16 protein-coding genes are annotated in these 15,658 nt (G+C 72.8%); 3 read left to right on the top strand and 13 right to left on the bottom strand.

Going from position 1 to position 15,658, the window contains the following annotated elements; translation table 11 throughout:
* Positions 1-143: 143 nt before the first annotated feature.
* From IF17_RS0126820 to IF17_RS0126830, 3 genes are all read left to right on the top strand, one after another.
* Positions 144-1,025 (top strand): diacylglycerol kinase family protein, encoded by an 882-nt coding sequence (locus tag IF17_RS0126820; RefSeq protein ID WP_030570937.1) that lies wholly within the window; start codon positions 144-146, stop codon positions 1,023-1,025.
* 76 nt (positions 1,026-1,101) lie between these two features.
* A complete protein-coding gene (locus IF17_RS0126825) occupies positions 1,102-1,374 on the top strand; it encodes a DUF1876 domain-containing protein (RefSeq protein WP_030570940.1) in 273 nt (90 codons plus the stop codon).
* 168 nt (positions 1,375-1,542) lie between these two features.
* Entirely contained in the window at positions 1,543-1,878 is a 336-nt protein-coding gene (locus IF17_RS0126830) for a hypothetical protein (RefSeq protein WP_030570943.1), read from the top strand.
* A gap of 15 nt (positions 1,879-1,893) precedes the next feature.
* On the opposite strand, the gene IF17_RS0126835 is transcribed toward IF17_RS0126830, so the two are convergent.
* From IF17_RS0126835 to IF17_RS0126895, 13 genes are all read right to left on the bottom strand, one after another.
* On the bottom strand, positions 1,894-3,099 hold the full coding sequence (locus IF17_RS0126835; RefSeq protein ID WP_030570946.1) for a cytochrome P450: 1,206 nt from the start codon (positions 3,097-3,099) through the stop codon (positions 1,894-1,896).
* A gap of 64 nt (positions 3,100-3,163) precedes the next feature.
* On the bottom strand, positions 3,164-3,832 hold the full coding sequence (locus IF17_RS0126840) for a response regulator (protein WP_030570949.1): 669 nt from the start codon (positions 3,830-3,832) through the stop codon (positions 3,164-3,166).
* A complete protein-coding gene (locus IF17_RS0126845; protein WP_030570952.1) occupies positions 3,829-5,193 on the bottom strand; it encodes a sensor histidine kinase in 1,365 nt (454 codons plus the stop codon). Before IF17_RS0126845 ends, IF17_RS0126840 begins: the two co-directional genes overlap by 4 nt.
* A 150-nt stretch (positions 5,194-5,343) precedes the next feature.
* Positions 5,344-6,165: an NAD(P)H-binding protein gene (locus IF17_RS0126850; RefSeq protein ID WP_030570955.1), complete on the bottom strand. Its 822-nt coding sequence runs from the start codon at positions 6,163-6,165 to the stop codon at positions 5,344-5,346.
* Between the two features lie 143 nt (positions 6,166-6,308).
* The gene (locus IF17_RS0126855) at positions 6,309-7,193 is read right to left on the bottom strand and encodes an alpha/beta hydrolase family protein (RefSeq protein WP_030570958.1); all 885 of its coding nucleotides are present in this window, start codon (positions 7,191-7,193) and stop codon (positions 6,309-6,311) included.
* Positions 7,194-7,342: 149 nt separating this feature from the next.
* Positions 7,343-8,602: a kynureninase gene (kynU, locus tag IF17_RS0126860; protein ID WP_030570961.1), complete on the bottom strand. Its 1,260-nt coding sequence runs from the start codon at positions 8,600-8,602 to the stop codon at positions 7,343-7,345.
* Positions 8,595-9,443, bottom strand: a complete 849-nt coding sequence (locus tag IF17_RS0126865) for a tryptophan 2,3-dioxygenase family protein (RefSeq protein WP_030570964.1) — start codon at positions 9,441-9,443, stop codon at positions 8,595-8,597. Before IF17_RS0126865 ends, kynU begins: the two co-directional genes overlap by 8 nt.
* A gap of 129 nt (positions 9,444-9,572) precedes the next feature.
* Complete coding sequence (locus IF17_RS0126870; RefSeq protein WP_018514127.1) at positions 9,573-9,986, bottom strand: DUF3151 domain-containing protein; 414 nt, start codon at positions 9,984-9,986, stop codon at positions 9,573-9,575.
* 144 nt (positions 9,987-10,130) lie between these two features.
* The gene (locus IF17_RS0126875) at positions 10,131-11,654 is read right to left on the bottom strand and encodes an MFS transporter (protein ID WP_030570971.1); all 1,524 of its coding nucleotides are present in this window, start codon (positions 11,652-11,654) and stop codon (positions 10,131-10,133) included.
* Positions 11,655-11,733: 79 nt separating this feature from the next.
* The gene (locus IF17_RS0126880; protein ID WP_030570974.1) at positions 11,734-12,906 is read right to left on the bottom strand and encodes an aminotransferase class I/II-fold pyridoxal phosphate-dependent enzyme; all 1,173 of its coding nucleotides are present in this window, start codon (positions 12,904-12,906) and stop codon (positions 11,734-11,736) included.
* 113 nt (positions 12,907-13,019) lie between these two features.
* Positions 13,020-14,051, bottom strand: a complete 1,032-nt coding sequence (fbaA, locus tag IF17_RS0126885) for a class II fructose-bisphosphate aldolase (protein WP_018514124.1) — start codon at positions 14,049-14,051, stop codon at positions 13,020-13,022.
* Positions 14,052-14,224: 173 nt separating this feature from the next.
* Positions 14,225-14,764 carry an orotate phosphoribosyltransferase gene (gene pyrE / locus IF17_RS0126890; protein WP_018514123.1) on the bottom strand — a complete coding sequence of 180 codons (540 nt, stop codon included), beginning with the start codon at positions 14,762-14,764 and terminating at the stop codon, positions 14,225-14,227.
* A 47-nt stretch (positions 14,765-14,811) separates the two neighbouring features.
* Positions 14,812-15,624 carry an aldose epimerase family protein gene (locus IF17_RS0126895; RefSeq protein ID WP_030570979.1) on the bottom strand — a complete coding sequence of 271 codons (813 nt, stop codon included), beginning with the start codon at positions 15,622-15,624 and terminating at the stop codon, positions 14,812-14,814.
* Positions 15,625-15,658: the final 34 nt, after the last annotated feature.

The following is a 15,658-nucleotide window of genomic DNA, read 5'->3' on the forward strand; positions in this document are numbered from 1 at the left end:
GCGTACGTAAAGGTCGTACCTGCCGCACGACGATGTACGGCAAAGCCTGAGCCGTCGAACCGGGTGCCCCGGAATAGACGAAGCCCCTGGCGCAATAGCGCAAGGGGCTCTTGCACCAAGATGCTACCCGAGGAAGGACCGAGGTGTCGGCTGCAGAGCCCCCCGGCGACGGCGGCGACCAGCTTCTGGTGGTCATCGACCCGGTCGCCCGCCGGACCGACGGCGAGTCCGTCCGTATCGCGAAGGACGTGCTGAGCGCCGGCTCGCACGCCAAGATCTGCCTTCCGGACACCCCGGAGGAGTTCGCCCGGGCCCTGTCCCGGCGGGGTTCGCGCCGCCCGGTGGTGGTCGGCGACGACCGCGCGCTGCTGCGTGCCGTGGCCCAGCTCCACCGGGAGCGGGAGCTCGCCGGGGGCGTCCTCTCCCTGATCCCCGTGGGGGCCGCGCACGCCCTGGAGGTGGCCCATGCGCTCGGCGTGCCCCGGGGCGCGGTGGCGGCCGCGCGGACGGCGCTGGACGGGGCGGTGCGGCGGCTGGACCTGCTGGTGGACGACAGCGACGGTGTGGTGCTCGGCCGGCTGTGCATCCCCGCCCCCACGCCGGCGTCCGGTGCGGGGGCCCCGCACACGGGCGTCACGGCCGTCTGGGACACCTGCCGCTCCCTGATGACGTCCCTGGTCCGCCCGGCGCCCCCGGGCGCCGCCACCGCGCCCCCGGGGACGTACCGGCTGCGGGTCGAGGCGGACGGGGTGCTGCTGAGCGACCTGGACGCGCCCGTGCGGGGCGTCTCGGTGCTCTCCCAGGGCGACGGGGGCATGGCCGACGTGGTGGTCAGCACCACGGACGGCGAGGACGTCACGGTGGAGGCCAAGGCCGTCACCGTCTCGGGCTCGGACTTCCGCTACCGGGCCGACATACAGACCGGCGGCCCGGTCCGCACCCGGACCTGGACCGTGCGGGCGGGCGCCTGGGGGCTGATGCTGCCGCTCCCGGCGAGCGCGGACGGGGCGACAGGAGGACGCTAGAGGGGTACGTACGGGATACGTACGCGGAGATGTCCGGGAATCGGCCGCGGAGGTGACCGCCATGACCAGCACCGCCATGCCCCGAGTCGCTGTCGGCTGGCACATCGACCTCGAATTCGAGGAGGACTCCCACCGCACCCGCGCGGCGGCCCTCGTCCGCCTCTCCGACGGAACCGAGGTACGTGCCCACGGCTACGCCAGCCGCCACCCCTCGGACGAGGACCAGCAGCGGGTCGGCGAGGAGATCGCGGGGGCCAGGGCCCTGAACGAACTGGCGATGAAGCTCCTGACCAAGGCCCACGACGAGATCGACGAGGCCTCGGGCCGCTCGTCGTACCCACTGAGGTAGGACCACCACTCAGCCCTTCCGGGTGCCCTTTCCAGCCCCTCCGGGTGCCCTTTCCAGCCCCTCCGGGTGTCCCTTCCAGCCCCTCCGGCGTTTGAGGAGCGGGGGTTCGGGGGCAGCGCCCCCGGGGCTCGAGGAACCGCGCCCGCACCCCACCGCGTCTCCCCGCACATGGAGACCCGACAAGACGCCGTCACCGGCACCATCGGCTGCGCGGCCGCCCTCCTCGGCGCCCTCGCGGGCATCGCGATCTGGCTCCCGTACGGCAGGAAGGGCCTCTTCGGCGCCTTCGAGGGCGAGACCAACCCCACCGTCCTCTGGCTCGGCCTCCCCGTCCTGGCCCTCGGCGGAGCCGCCACCGCCCTGGCCGTCCTCGCCGTCGTCCGGGGCCGGTGGCGCCCAGCGCTCGGGCTCCTCGCGGCCCTCGCGGGCATCGCCGCCTTCGGGTACGCCTTCGACGTCCTGGCCGCCCCCCAGGCACTCCAGGACTGCGGCTCCCCCTGCTGACCGCGCAGGCGCCGCCTACACCTCCACCACCAGCTCCTTCAGCCCCCGGATCACATACCCCGGCTGCCACTCCGGCTTCGCCACCATCCGCATGGCGGGCGCCTTCCGCAGCAACTCCCCGAAGGACGCCTCCAGTTCGATCCGGGCGAGCGGCGCGCCCAGGCAGTAGTGGATGCCCGCACCGAACGAGACGTGCGGGTTGTCCACCCGGCTCAGATCCAGCCTCTCCGGCTCCGCGAACCGCTCCGGGTCCCGGTTGGCCGAGCCGAACAGCAGCGCCACCTCCGCCCCGCGCCCGATCACCTGCCCGTCGACCTCGATGTCGTCCAGCACCCACCGCTCGAAGAGCTGCAACGGGGTGTCGTAGCGCAGGAGTTCCTCCACGGCCGTCGGCAGCGAGGCCGGGGCGGCCCGGAGGGCGGCCAGCTGCTCCGGGTGGTGGAAGAGGGTCCGCCACCCGTTGACCGTGGTGTTCACCGTCGCCTCGTGGCCCGCGTTCAGCAGCAGCACACACGTGGAGACCATCTCCTGCTCGGTCAGCCGCTCCCCGTCGTCGTGGGCGGCGATGAGCGCCGAGATCAGGTCGTCGCCGGGGGCCGTGCGCCGCTCGGCGATCAGCCCGCGCAGATACGCGGAGAACTCCTCCGACGCCCGGACCGCCGCCTTCGCCGTCTCCTCGGACGGGTTCAGCTCGTACATCCCGCAGATCGCCGCCGACCAGGGCCGCAGCGGCCCCCGGTCCTCCTCCGGCACGCCCAGCATCTCCGCGATCACGGCGACCGGCAGCGGTTCGGCGACCTCCGCCAGCAGGTCCCCGCCGCCCTTGGCCACGAACGCGTCGACCAGCCCGGCCGCCAGCCGCCGTACGGTCGGGGCGAGGTTCTCGACCGTACGCGGGGTGAACGCCTTGGAGACGAGCCGCCGGATCCGGGGGTGGTCGGGGGCCTCCAGGTCGAGCAGCCCCTGCCCGTTGAGCGTGGTGAACGGCTCGTGCGCGGCGGGAGGCGGCGTACGGCCGAACTCCTCGTGGGTGAAGCGGTGCAGATACGTACGGCCCAGGCGCCGGTCGCGCAGCAGGGCCGATACGTCGGAGTGGTGCGGGATCAGCCACTGCCCGGTCGGCTCGAACCAGTGCACCCGGCCGGCGGCCCGCAGGGCGGCGTAAGCGGGGTAGGGATCGGCGACGAAGGCGGGCGACCAGGGATCGAAGGACACATGCATGACCCGACGCTACCCGCGCCCGCCATCACCGCAAGGGGGCCCGCACCGCCCCTTGCCCCGGCCTCTACCCCGGCGTGACCAGCCGTGCCTCGTACGCGAACACCGCCGCCTGCGTCCGGTCGCGCAGCCCCAGCTTCACCAGGATCCGGCTCACATGCGTCTTGATCGTGGACTCCGCGACGATCAGATGCGAGGCGATCTCCGCGTTGGAGAGCCCCTGCGCGATCAGGACGAGCACCTCCGTCTCCCGCTCCGTGAGGTCCCCGATCCGGGCGAGGGCGGGCGGCCGCGGGGTCTCCGCGAGCTTGGAGAACTCGGTGATCAGCCGCCGGGTGACGGTCGGCGCGAGCAGCGCCTCGCCCGAGGCCACCACCCGTACGCCGTCCGCGAGCTGCCGGGCCGAGGCGTCCTTCAGGAGGAAGCCCGAGGCTCCGGCCCGCAGCGCCTGGTACACGTACTCGTCCAGGTCGAACGTCGTCAGGACCAGCACCTTGGCGTCCGCGTCCTGCGCGACGATCTCGCGGGTCGCCTCGATGCCGTTCATCTCGGGCATCCGGATGTCCATCAGGACCACGTCCGGGCGCAGGGCGGCGACCTGGGCGACGGCCTGCCGGCCGTCCACCGCCTCCCCCACGACGGTGATCCCGGGCATCGCGTTGAGCAGGACGGAGAAGCCCTCGCGGACCATCATCTGGTCGTCGACGATCAGGACCCGGATGTCGGTGTCGCTCATGCGCCGCCGTCCCGTTCGATGACGAGCGTCTCCGCCACGGCACCCCGGTCGCCCCGGTCGTCCCGCTCGTCCGGCTCGCTCTCCGCCGGCGGCACGGGCAGGAACACCGCGACCTCGTACCCGCCGTCCTCCGCCGCCGCGGCCGTCATGGCGCCGTTCAGCATCGCCACCCGCTCCCGCATCCCGGTGATCCCGTGCCCGGCCCCCGGCGACGGCTTGACCAGACCCCTGGGCGGCCCGTTGACGATCCGCAGCCCGATCCCGCCGAGCACGTACGAGATCTCGACCCGGGCGGTGGCGCCCGGCGCGTGCCGCAGGGTGTTGCTGAGGGCCTCCTGGATGATCCGGTACGCCGACAGCTCGACGCCCTGGGGCAGCTCGCGGACGGCCCCCGTGATCACCTTCTCCGTCTCCAGGCCCGTCTCGCGGACGTTGTCCAGGAGCCCGTCGAGGACGGCGAGCGTGGGCTGCGGGGCGTCCGGGGCCTCGTAGTCCTCGGCGCGGACGACCCCGAGGACGCGGCGCAGCTCCGTGAGGGCCGCCACCGCGTTCTCCCGGATGGTGACGAAGGCCTGCTCCAGCTCGGGCGGCGGGTTCTCCACCCGGTAGGGGGCGGCCTCCGCCTGGATCGCGACGACCGACATGTGGTGGGCGACCACGTCGTGCAGCTCGCGGGCGATGGTGGTGCGCTCCTCCAGCAGCGTGCGCCGGTCGCGCTCGACCGCGGTGACGGTGCGCTGCACGGTGATCTCGCGCTCGGCGTCGCGGACCTCCTGCTCGGCGGCGCGCCGGACCTGGAAGACGGTGACGACGAGCAGGGCGAAGGCGGTCAGGACGGCCATGGGCGCGGTGATGGACGGGTCACCGCCCTCCAGCACCACCCCGAACAGCAGCGTCAGCAGCCACATCCAGAGCGCCGTACGGGGCCGGGTCCGGGCCGCCACGACCACCATGACCACCGCCTGCGCCATGAAGGCGCTGGGCCCCCACAGCCCGTCGCTGCCCAGCAGCGCGCAGAAGAGGGTGGCGATCCAGGAGGCCCAGAACGCGGCGATCGGCCTGACCAGGGTCATCGCGACGGCGATCGCGGGCACCAGCCCCATGAAGAGGCGGAAGTGCCAGTCGGCGAACCCGGCCATCATCACGATGAAGGCGGCGAACAGCACCAGCGCGTGCGGGGTCCAGACGACGGCCCGCTTCAGCCCGTCGGGCAGCCGGCGTATGAACCGCCCCTCGGGCGAGAGGGGCGGCAGCGGGCGGTAGGCGAACACGGGGCGGATGAGGTCTTCCCGCAGGCCGTCCATCGCGCCGGCGGCGGCCCGGATCTCCGGGCTACTGGTCTTCGTCTGGGTCTCGGTCACGTTTCCACGGTAGGCGGCCGCGGAGTACGGGTCGTCCCTATCGATGGTGATTCCGGGGCATCCCTCTCAAGGACTACACGCCCTACTCACGCCCCGGGGCGGCGCCCCCCGACGCCGCCCCGAGACCGCCCCGGCACGCTCCCCGACCCTCTACGGACGGAAGAATTCCGCGTTCTCCCCGGCCCACTGCGCGAACGTCCGCGCCGGCCGCCCGGTGACCTTCTCGACGGTGTCGATCACGGTCTTCCCCTCCGGCGGGGTGTCCCGGTAGACCTCGATCAGGAACGCGATGACGTCCTCAGGCATCCCCTTGGCCCGCCAGCCGGTGAGCGCCTCCTCCTCGGTGAGCTCCACCAGCTCGATCTCCTGGCCCCGCGCCGCCGCGATGGCCGCCACCTTGTCGCCGACGGTCAGCGCCTGCGGTCCGGTGATCAGGTACACCTGGCCGCCGTGGCCGTCCTCGGTGAGCGCCGTCGCCGCGACCGAACCGATATCGGACTCGTGGACCATCGCGCTCAGCCGGCCGACGAAGGGCTCGCGGACGACGCCCTCGGCCTTGATGTCGGGCGCCCACTCCAGGGCGTTCGCCATGAACTCGACCGGCATGACGACCGTCCACGCCAGCCCGCTCCCCCGTACCGCGGTCTCCATCGGGGTTTCCCCGCCGCCGTTGAGCACGGTCACCCGGCGCACCCCCGCCGCGCGGGCCCGCTCCATGATCTCCTCGCCGGTCGTCAGCGGGGCGAAGAGGCCGCCGTCGAAGGTGATCAGGTGCAGCCCGGTCACGCCCTCCAGCGCGCTCTCCAGCGACGCCGGGTCGGCGAGGTCACCGCGGACGACGTCGACACCCCCCGGGAACTCCGCACGCGCCGGGTCGCGCGTCACGGCCCGGACGGGCTCGCCGCGCTCCAGCAGTTGCTCGACCACTCGACGGCCGACCGTTCCCGTGGCTCCGGTCACCAGGATCGTCATTGCGGGTCTCCTTCGTCAGGTCCGGCCGTTCGGTCCAGCCGTTCGGTCCGGCCGTTCAGTCCGGCCGTTCGGTCCGGCAACAACCAACCTAGGGACCCTTGCGGTCAGCTTCTGTCCGCGAGGAACGACGTATCGGGGGGACCTCACCACGCCAGCTGCGTGATCTCCTCCGCCACGATCGCGCAGGCGTCGGCGGCCGGGTCGATCAGCGGGAAGTGCCCGACATCGCCGAGCAGGGTGAGCCCGACCATCTCGCCGGACTTCGCCGCCGCGTCGACGTACGCCTCCGAGACGGCCAGCGGGACGACGATGTCCTCCTCACCGTGCACGATCGCGGTGGCGATCCCGGTGGGCAGCAGGGCGGTGGGATCGGCCTGGGCCGTACGGTCCGCCGACTCCCCTTCCTCCCCCAGGAGTTGGGTGACCGCACCGCCGCACACCCCCAGCTCCACCGCCGTGGCGAAGTCCGCGATCGGGGCCAGCGCGACGACCCCGCGCAGCGGCGGCGGGGCGGGCAGGTGCCACGGCGACCCCTCGGGCAGCACATGGCGCGCCGACGCCCAGAGCGCGAGGTGCCCGCCGGCGGAGTGCCCGGTGACCACGATCCGGCGGACGTCGGCCTCCGGCAGCTCCCGGGCGGCCAGGGCCGGTACGGCGTCGAGGGCGGCGGCCACGTCGTCGAAGGTCTCCGGCCAGCGCCCGGCGACAGGGTCCGCGCCGGGCTCCTGCCCCTGGCCGCTCCCCTCACCGCCGCGCCGGTACTCCACGCTCGCCACGGCGAACCCCCGCCGGGCCAGGAAGTCCGCGAGCGGGGAGACGTGCGCCCGGTCGTAGGGGGCCCGCCAGGCGCCCCCGTGCAGCAGGACGACGAGGGGGGCGGCGGTGCGGCCGTCGCGCGGGGCGTAGAAGTCGATGACCTGGTCGGGGTGGTCGCCGTAGGCGGCGGTCCGGTCGGGGGCGACCACCGGATGCGCGAGCGCCGACTCGGTCTCGGCGTCGTCCCGATCACGCGCGGCAGAATCCGACATGCTGCTCAACCGTCCTATGCCTGTGTCCTGTGCCTGTGCCAGGCGCCTGTGCCCTGTGCCTGCGTCAGGTGCCCAACTGGGTTGACCTGCGGGGACGGTACCAGTGATCGGCACCGTCCCCGCCCGGTCGCACACGCATTGACGGCTCGTCAGGCCTGCCGGGTCTCCTCCAGCACCTCGGCCAGGACCCGCGCCGCCCGTTCCGCGTCGGCGAACCCCACGTACAGCGGAGTGAAACCGAACCGCAGCACATCGGGCCGCCGCAGGTCGCCCACCACACCCCGTTCGATGAGCCGCCGCATCACGGGCTCGGCCTCGGCGCAGCGCAGGGCGACCTGGCTGCCGCGTTCGGCGTGCGCGACCGGGGTGACGGAGACGACCCGGCCCTCCGGTACGTACGCCTCGACGCACTCCAGGAAGAAGTCCGTCAGCGCCAGCGACTTGGCCCGGACGGCGTCCACGGAGACCCCGTCCCACACGTCCAGCGCCGCTTCCAGCGTGAGCATGGAGACGATGTCGGGCGTGCCGACCCGGCCCCGTACGGAGCCGTCCGCCGGGGCGTAGTCGGGGGTCATGCCGAACGGGTCGGCGTGCGAGTTCCACCCCGGCAGCGGGGAGTCGAAGGCGGCCTGGTGGCGCTCGGCGACATACAGGTACGCGGGCGAACCGGGGCCGCCGTTCAGGTACTTGTAGGTGCAGCCGACCGCCAGGTCCACCCCGTGCTCGTCCAGACCGACCGGCAGGGCGCCCGCGCTGTGGCAGAGGTCCCAGACGGCGATCGCGCCGGCCGCGTGGACGGCGGCGGTCAGACCGGGCAGGTCGTGCAGCCTCCCCGTGCGGAAGTCCACCTGGTTGAGGAGGACGGCGGCCGTACGGTCCCCGAGCGCGGACGGTACGTCGGCGGGGTCGACCGGCACGATCCGGTGGCCGGTGAGCCGGGCGGCGGAGGCGGCGATGTACCCGTCCGTGGGAAACGTCGTGGCGTCAACCAGGATCTCGTCGCGTCCCCCGCCCGCGAGCGACGCGAGGCGGGTGGCCGCGACGACGGCCTTGAAGACGTTCACGCTGGTCGAGTCACCGACGACGATCTGCCCGGCGGCGGCCCCGACGAGCGGGGCGATCCGGTCGCCGATCCGCTCGGGCGCGGTCCACCAGCCGCTCTCGCCCCAGGACCGGATGCGCAGCTCGCCCCACTGGCGGGTGAGGACGTCCTGCACCCGGGCGGGGACGTGGAGGGGCAGGGCGCCGAGCGAGTTGCCGTCGAGGTAGACGCCGTCGTCGAGGGCGAAGAGCTCGCGCTGTGCGGCGAGCGGGTCGGCGGCGTCGAGCTTCAGCGCCCGCTCACGGAACGTCTCACGGGAGGCGTCAGGCGAGGCGTCACGGAAGGTGTCACGCGAGGTCTCAGACATGGCTGCGCGCCGTCCACAGCTCCGGGAACACGTTCTTCGTGGCGCGCTTCTCCAGCCAGGCCACCCCGGCGGAACCGCCGGTACCGGTCTTGGAGCCCATCGCGCGGCGGGTGGCGACGAGATGGTCGTTGCGCCATCGCCAGACGAGCTCGCCGACATCCGTGAGCAGCTCACCGAGGCGGACCAGCTCGTCGTTCTGGTCGGCGGCGGAGTAGATCTCCGCCCACACCGCCTCGACCTCGGGCGACGGCTCGTACCGCTGGGTCAGGTCGCGGGTGGTGACGGCCTCGGGGATCGCGTACCCGCGGCGGGCCAGCAGGGCGAGCGTCTCGTCGTACAGGCTGGGCTCCCCGAGCGCCTTCTCCAGCTCGGCGTACACCCGGGGCGCGCCCCGGTGCGGCACCAGCATGGAGGCGGACTTGTCGCCGAGCAGGAACTCCATCCGCCGGTACATCGCGGACTGGAACCCGGAGCCCTCGCCGAGCGAGCCCCGGTAGGAGTTGAACTGGGCGGGGGTGAGTCCCGCGAGCGGCCGCCAGGACTCGTTGAGCGCCTCCAGCTCGCGCAGCGAACGCTTCAGGGCGTCGCGGGCGACCGGTATGCGGTCCTCGCGCAGGGCGCGGGTGGCGGTCTCCCACTCATGGACGATGACCGTGAACCACAGCTCCATGACCTGGGTGGTGACCAGGAAGACCATCTCGCCGGGGTCGTCCGAGCGGAGGTGCTGGAGGTGGGTCAGGACATCCGCCTGGACATAGTCCTCGTACGGAGTCGTTCCCGCGAAGTCGAGGTGCGGGGTGTCCGCACCGGTGGCTTCGGGGTCGGGGTGATTCGTCGACATCGCTGTCTCCTCGACACGAGCTTCCGGGTAGCGGTCCGCCCCTTCCGTGAGGTGATGGAGCTCCGGTCCCCTGCTCGCATACTAAGCGCCTCCCCGCCCGGCTCGCTTGGGCGGGGAGCGCCGAGAAGGTCAGCTGAGGATGTCGGCGGCGGTCGGCGAGGAGTCGCGCAGGAAGGTCGAGCAGCGCTCGTGCTCCTCGGTCTCCCCGATGGCCCCGGCGGCCCGCGCCAGGGCGTGCAGGGCGCGCAGGAAGCCGCGGTTCGGCTCGTGCTCGAACGGTACGGGGCCGTGGCCCTTCCAGCCGGCCCGGCGCAGGGAGTCGAGGCCGCGGTGGTAGCCGGTACGGGCATACGCGTACGACTCGATGACCCGGCCGCCCTCGTACGCCTCGTCGGCGAGCTGCGCCCAGGCGAGCGAGGAGGTGGGGTACTTCGCGGCGACCTCGGCGGGCGGGGTACCGGCGGCGAGCAGCTCTCGCGGCTCGGGGTCGTCGGGCAGATGGGTCGGGGCGGGGCCCCCGAGAAGGTTCTCGTGGATGGACATGGATCAAGTGTGCCTGGACCGGGACGCGGGTGACACCTCACCGCCCGCCTTCCCGCGCCCGTTCCGGTGGCCGGAAGACGGCTCACGGCGCGCGCTCCGGACACCTGGGGGCGGGCTCACCGCTCGCCCCGCGCGGAGGCGGGCTCACCGCCTGGCCTCCCGCGCCCGCTCGGGCTCCAGCGGCGGGGCCACGATCCCGCAGTGCACGGTGCACTCGGGCCGCTCCTCCGCCCGTTTCCGCTCGGCGGCGGCGACCGGTGGGGTGCGCACGGTCCAGCAGGCGATGACCGCGCCCAGCACCAGCAGCCCGGCGCACATCGGCATCGCCCGCCGGAAGGTCGCCGCGAACTCGCCCGCGTCCCGGTACGCCTCCGGGCCCATCCCGGCGAGCAGCGGCAGCGCGGCCACCGCGATCAGGCCGGCGGCCCGGGCGGCCGCGTTGTTGATCCCGCTGGCCAGACCGGCCCGCCCGGTGTCCACGGCGGCCAGGACCGTCGCGGTGAGCGGGGCCACGACCACGACGAGCCCGGCGCCCAGCACCGTGACGGCGGGCAGCACCTCACTCACGTACCCGCCGAAGGACGCGCTGCCCGGCCCCACCCGCAGCATCAGGAGCATCCCGGCGGCGGCCAGCAGCGGCCCCACCGTCAGCGGGATACGCGGCCCGATCCGCCGCCCCAGCTCCCCCGACCAGGCGGAGAACAGCAGCATCAGGACGGTGGTGGGCAGCAGCGCGGTACCGGCCCCCAGCGCCGAGTACCCGGCAACCACCTGGAGCTGGATCGCGGAGAGGAAGAAGAAGCCGCCGAGGGCCGCGTAGACGCAGAACGTCACCAGGTTGACCGAGGTGAACAGCCGGGAGCGGAAGATCGACGGCGGCAGCATCGGATCCGCCCGCCGCTGCTCCACCAGCACGAACGCCACCCCGAGCAGCACCCCGCCGAGCGCCGCCCCGATCACGAGCGGCGAGGCCCCCTGCTCCGGCGCCTCGATCAGCGCGTACGTCACCCCGGCCAGCGCGAACGCCCCGAGCGCGGCCCCCAGCACGTCGAACCGGCCGTGCGCCGCCGGATCGCGCGACTCCGGTACGTGGCGGAGGGCGACGGGCACGCAGATCGCGGCGAGCGGCAGGTTGAGCAGGAACACCCACCGCCAGCCGGGCCCGTCCACGAGCCACCCGCCCACGAACGGCCCCACGGCCGCCCCGACCCCGCCGAACCCGGACCAGAGCCCCACGGCCCGCGCCCGGTCGTCGGGATGGAAGCTGGCCTGGATGAGCGCGAGGGACCCCGGCGTGAGCAGCGCGCCGCCCACCCCTTGCAGAGCCCGCGCGGCGATGAGAACGCCCGCGTTCGGCGCGATCCCGCAGAGCAGCGAGGCCAGCGCGAACCACACGATCCCCACGACGAAGACCCGCCGCCGCCCGTACCGGTCGCCGAGCGCCCCGCCGAGCAGGATCAGCCCGGCGAGCGTGAGCATGTACGCGTTGACGGTCCACTGGAGCGCGGCCAGATCGGTGTCGAGGTCCGCGCCGATGCGGGGCAGGGCGACGTTGATGACGGTGGAGTCGAGCATCGCCATGCCGGACCCGAGCACGGTGGTCAGCACGACCCAGCGCCCGACGGGGGAGGCGACCCGGATCTCCCCGGGGGCGGAGGCAGCAGCCATGGGGCCAGCTTGCCCCGTGGCGCCCCTCCGCGCACTCCGCGCTCGCGTCACGGGGGCGCTGCCCCCGTACCCCCGCTCCTCAAACGCCGGAGGGGCTGGATTTGGCCGCCCCCACCGCCCGGATCAGCGCCTCCACCCCCCGCTCCACCTTCGCCCGAGGGCACCCCACGTTCAGCCGCACGAACCCCGGCGCCCCGTAGACCGCGCCGCCCATGATCGCCACCCGCTCCCGCTCCACCAGCACCCGCTGCAACTCCGCGTCGTCCACCCCCGCCGCCCGCAGGTCGATCCACGCCAGGTACCCGGCCTGCGGCGGCTCCCACCCCAGCTCGGGGAGGCCGGTGGCGAGCCGCTCCGCGACGTAACCCAGGTTCCCCGCCACATACGCCCGCACCGCGTCCAGCCACGGCCCGCCCTCCCGGTACGCCGCGATGTGCGCGGTCAGCGACAGCACCGCCGGGGAGGCGAGCCCCTCCGCCGTCTCCATCCGCCGCAGGAACTCCGCCCGGTCCGCCGGATCGCCGATCAGCCCGTACGAACCGGTCAGCGCCGGAAAGTTGAAGGCCTTGGACCCGGACGAGATGAGCGCCCAACGGCCCTCGCCGGCGACCTGGGTCCACGGCACATGGACGTCCCCCTCGTGCACGAAGTCCGCATGGATCTCGTCGCTGACGACCGCCACCCCGTACCGTTCCGCCAGCTCCGCCATCCGGGTCAGCTCGGCGCCCGTCCACACCCGGCCCGTCGGGTTGTGCGGCGAGCACAGCACCAGCACCTTCGCGTCCGGCCGCGCCAGCTCCCGTACCAACGCCTCCTCGTCCCCCACCGGCACCCCGCGCAGCTCCCGCCCGAGCCCGGTGATGGCCTTGCGGAAACCGTCGTACGTGGGGGTGTGGACGACGACCCCGTCCCCCTCGGCCGTCCACATCTGGAGGAGCTGGGAGAGCTGGCTGAGCACGGACGGGCCGTACACGAGCTGTCCGGTGTCGATCTCGGTGCCGTACCGGGTGGCGTACCAGTGCGCGACGGCCGAGCGGAAGTCGTCCTGCTGCCAGGTGGTGTAGCCGAAGACGCCGTGGTCCAGCCGGGCCCGCAGCGCGGCGAGCACCTCGGGGGCGGTGGCGAAGTCCATGTCGGAGATGGTGAACGGGAGCAGCCCGTCGACCCCGAACCGGTCCGCGACCCCGTCCCACTGGATGCACCAGGTGCCCCGGCGGTCGATGGCGGTGTCGAAGTCGTACAGCGCGGCCACGGCGGGCCCTCCTTCTCTCGGCACAGCGACGGGCCCGGCCCCCTGAAGGAGGACCGGGCCCGAGGCCGTACATCCGTACTCGTGTACTGCTTACTTCAGCACTCGTGTACTGCTTACTTCAGCTTCGTACCCGTGGAGCGCAGGTTCGCGCACGCCTCGGTGACGCGCACGGCCATGCCCGCCTCGGCGGCCTTGCCCCAGGTGCGGGGGTCGTAGGTCTTCTTGTTGCCGACCTCGCCGTCGACCTTCAGGACACCGTCGTAGTTGCGGAACATGTGGTCCGCGACCGGGCGGGTGAAGGCGTACTGGGTGTCGGTGTCGAGGTTCATCTTCACGACGCCGTTCTCCAGCGCGGTGGCGATCTCCTCGGCGGTGGAGCCCGAGCCGCCGTGGAAGACGAAGTCGAACGGCTGGCTGCCGGCCGGCTTGCCGTACTTCTCGGAGACGCCCGACTGGAGGTCCTTCAGCAGCTCCGGGCGGAGCACGACGTTGCCCGGCTTGTAGACGCCGTGGACGTTGCCGAAGGAGGCGGCCAGCAGGTAGCGGCCCTTCTCACCCAGGCCGAGCGCCTCGGCGGTGCGCAGCGCGTCGTCGACGGTCGTGTACAGCTCGTCGTTGATCTCGTGCGTGACGCCGTCCTCCTCACCGCCGGTCGGGGTGATCTCGACCTCAAGGATGATCTTGGCGGCGGCGGCCTGGGCCAGCAGCTCCTGGCCGATGGCCAGGTTGTCGGCGAGGGTCTCGGCCGAGCCATCCCACATGTGGGACTGGAACAGCGGGTTCAGACCCTTGGCGACGCGCTCGGCGGAGACGGCGAGCAGCGGACGTACGTAACCGTCCAGCTTGTCCTTGGGGCAGTGGTCCGTGTGCAGCGCGACGGTGACGTCGTACTTGGCGGCGACGATGTGCGCGAACTCGGCCAGGGCGACAGCGCCCGTGACCATGTCCTTGTTGTACTGGCCGCCCAGGAACTCCGCACCGCCCGTGGAGATCTGGACGATGCCGTCGCTCTCGGCCTCCGCGAAGCCGCGCAGAGCCGCGTGCAGGGTCTGCGTCGAGGTGACATTGATGGCCGGGTAGGCGAACTTGCCCGCCTTTGCCCGGTCGAGCATCTCGGCGTAAGCCTCGGGGGTTGCGATGGGCATCTGACCGCTCCTTGGGATGTGCGGGTGTGCAGGCTATGAGTCCCTGACCTGGGGGCGACGTCATCGTCGCCCCCATCTTCCCAGACTCGCCATCCGGCTCCACCCGGCGGACCCGGTTTCACGTGAAACAGTCCGCCGGGTCCGCTATGGCTCAGGTGGTGCTCAGGGAATGCTCAGGCGAGACCGAGGTCGGCCACCGAGTAGACCTGCACGTACGGGAGACCGGCCTCGGCGATGGCCGGAGCGGCACCCCGCTCGACGATCACGGCGACGGCGACGACCTCGCCGCCCGCCTCCCGTACGGCCTCGACGGCGGTCAGCGGCGAACCGCCGGTGGTGGAGGTGTCCTCGACGACCAGGCAGCGGCGGCCCTTCACGTCGGTGCCCTCGATCCGGCGCTGCATCCCGTGCGCCTTCTGTGCCTTGCGGACGACGAACGCGTCCAGGCTCTTCCCGCGCGCGGCGGAGGCGTGCAGCATCGAGGTGGCGACCGGGTCGGCGCCGAGCGTCAGCCCGCCGACACAGTCGTAGTCCAGCTCGGCGGTGGCGTCGAGCATGGCCTGGCCGACCAGCGGCGCGGCCTTGCCGTCCAGCGTGATCCGGCGCAGGTCGATGTACCAGTCGGCTTCCAGACCCGAGGAGAGGGTCACCTTGCCGTGCACCACGGCCTTGTCCTTGATCTGCTGGAGCAGGTCAGCGCGTACGTCAGTCATGGACACGAGGGTAAGCGCAGCCCGAAACCCCCGGAGCACGCCCCGCCTCAGAGCCGCGTCCAGCTCCAGGTCGTCGTGATCTCCAGCGGATCGATCGGGGTGACCAGCCGGGGCGCGGTGTTGAGCCCGTTCGGCGGCCCGGACTGCGGCTCCACACAGACCGCCTCGTCCTGCTCGTCGTAGACCACGACCCACTCGCTGCGGCTCTTGACCGTCAGCTCCAGCTGCTCCGGCCAGGTGAGCTTCACGTCCACGCCGTCGGGCATCCCGAAGCAGTCGTCCCACGGACCCGGTACGGGGTCGATGCGGCGGCCGGTCGGCAGGTGGTCCTCGCCGCGCTCCTCCTGCCAGGCCGCGTCGAAGGAGAGCTCGGCGTCCCGGCCCCCGAGGTTGCGGTGGAACCAGGGGTGCCAGCCCGCCTGGGCAGGAAAGGAGGTGCCGTACGTCTCGACGGCGAGGCCGAGCGTCAGGGTGTCCTCGGTCAGCTCGAAGGTCTGGGTCACCCGGCCCTCGTACGGCCAGGGCTCGGCGAGGTCGTAGTAGAAGGCCGCCTGCGCCTTGTCCACGTGGGCGGTCCGCCAGGCGGTGTCCCGGCCGGTGCCGTGGATGGCGTGCGGCGGAGAGTTCAGGGGCAGTTGGTGGAGGGCGTCGCCGTTGCGGAACTGCCCGTACCCGGTACGGCCGCACCAGGGCACCATCGGGAAGCAGCCGTACCGCTCGCCCTGGCGCAGCAGTTCGGTGGAGCCGATCCGGAGGCTGCTGATCCGGCAGCCGTGGAAGGGGTCGACGGTCAACTCGGCGTCGTCGGCACTCAGCCTGACGCTCTCTTCGCTACGGGTGCTCTCTTCGCTGCTGCTCACCCGACGACCCTACTGGCGGGCCGGGGGAGTGTCC

This window comes from Streptomyces cyaneofuscatus (assembly GCF_000718135.1).
GTDB classification, from domain to species: domain Bacteria; phylum Actinomycetota; class Actinomycetes; order Streptomycetales; family Streptomycetaceae; genus Streptomyces; species Streptomyces cyaneofuscatus.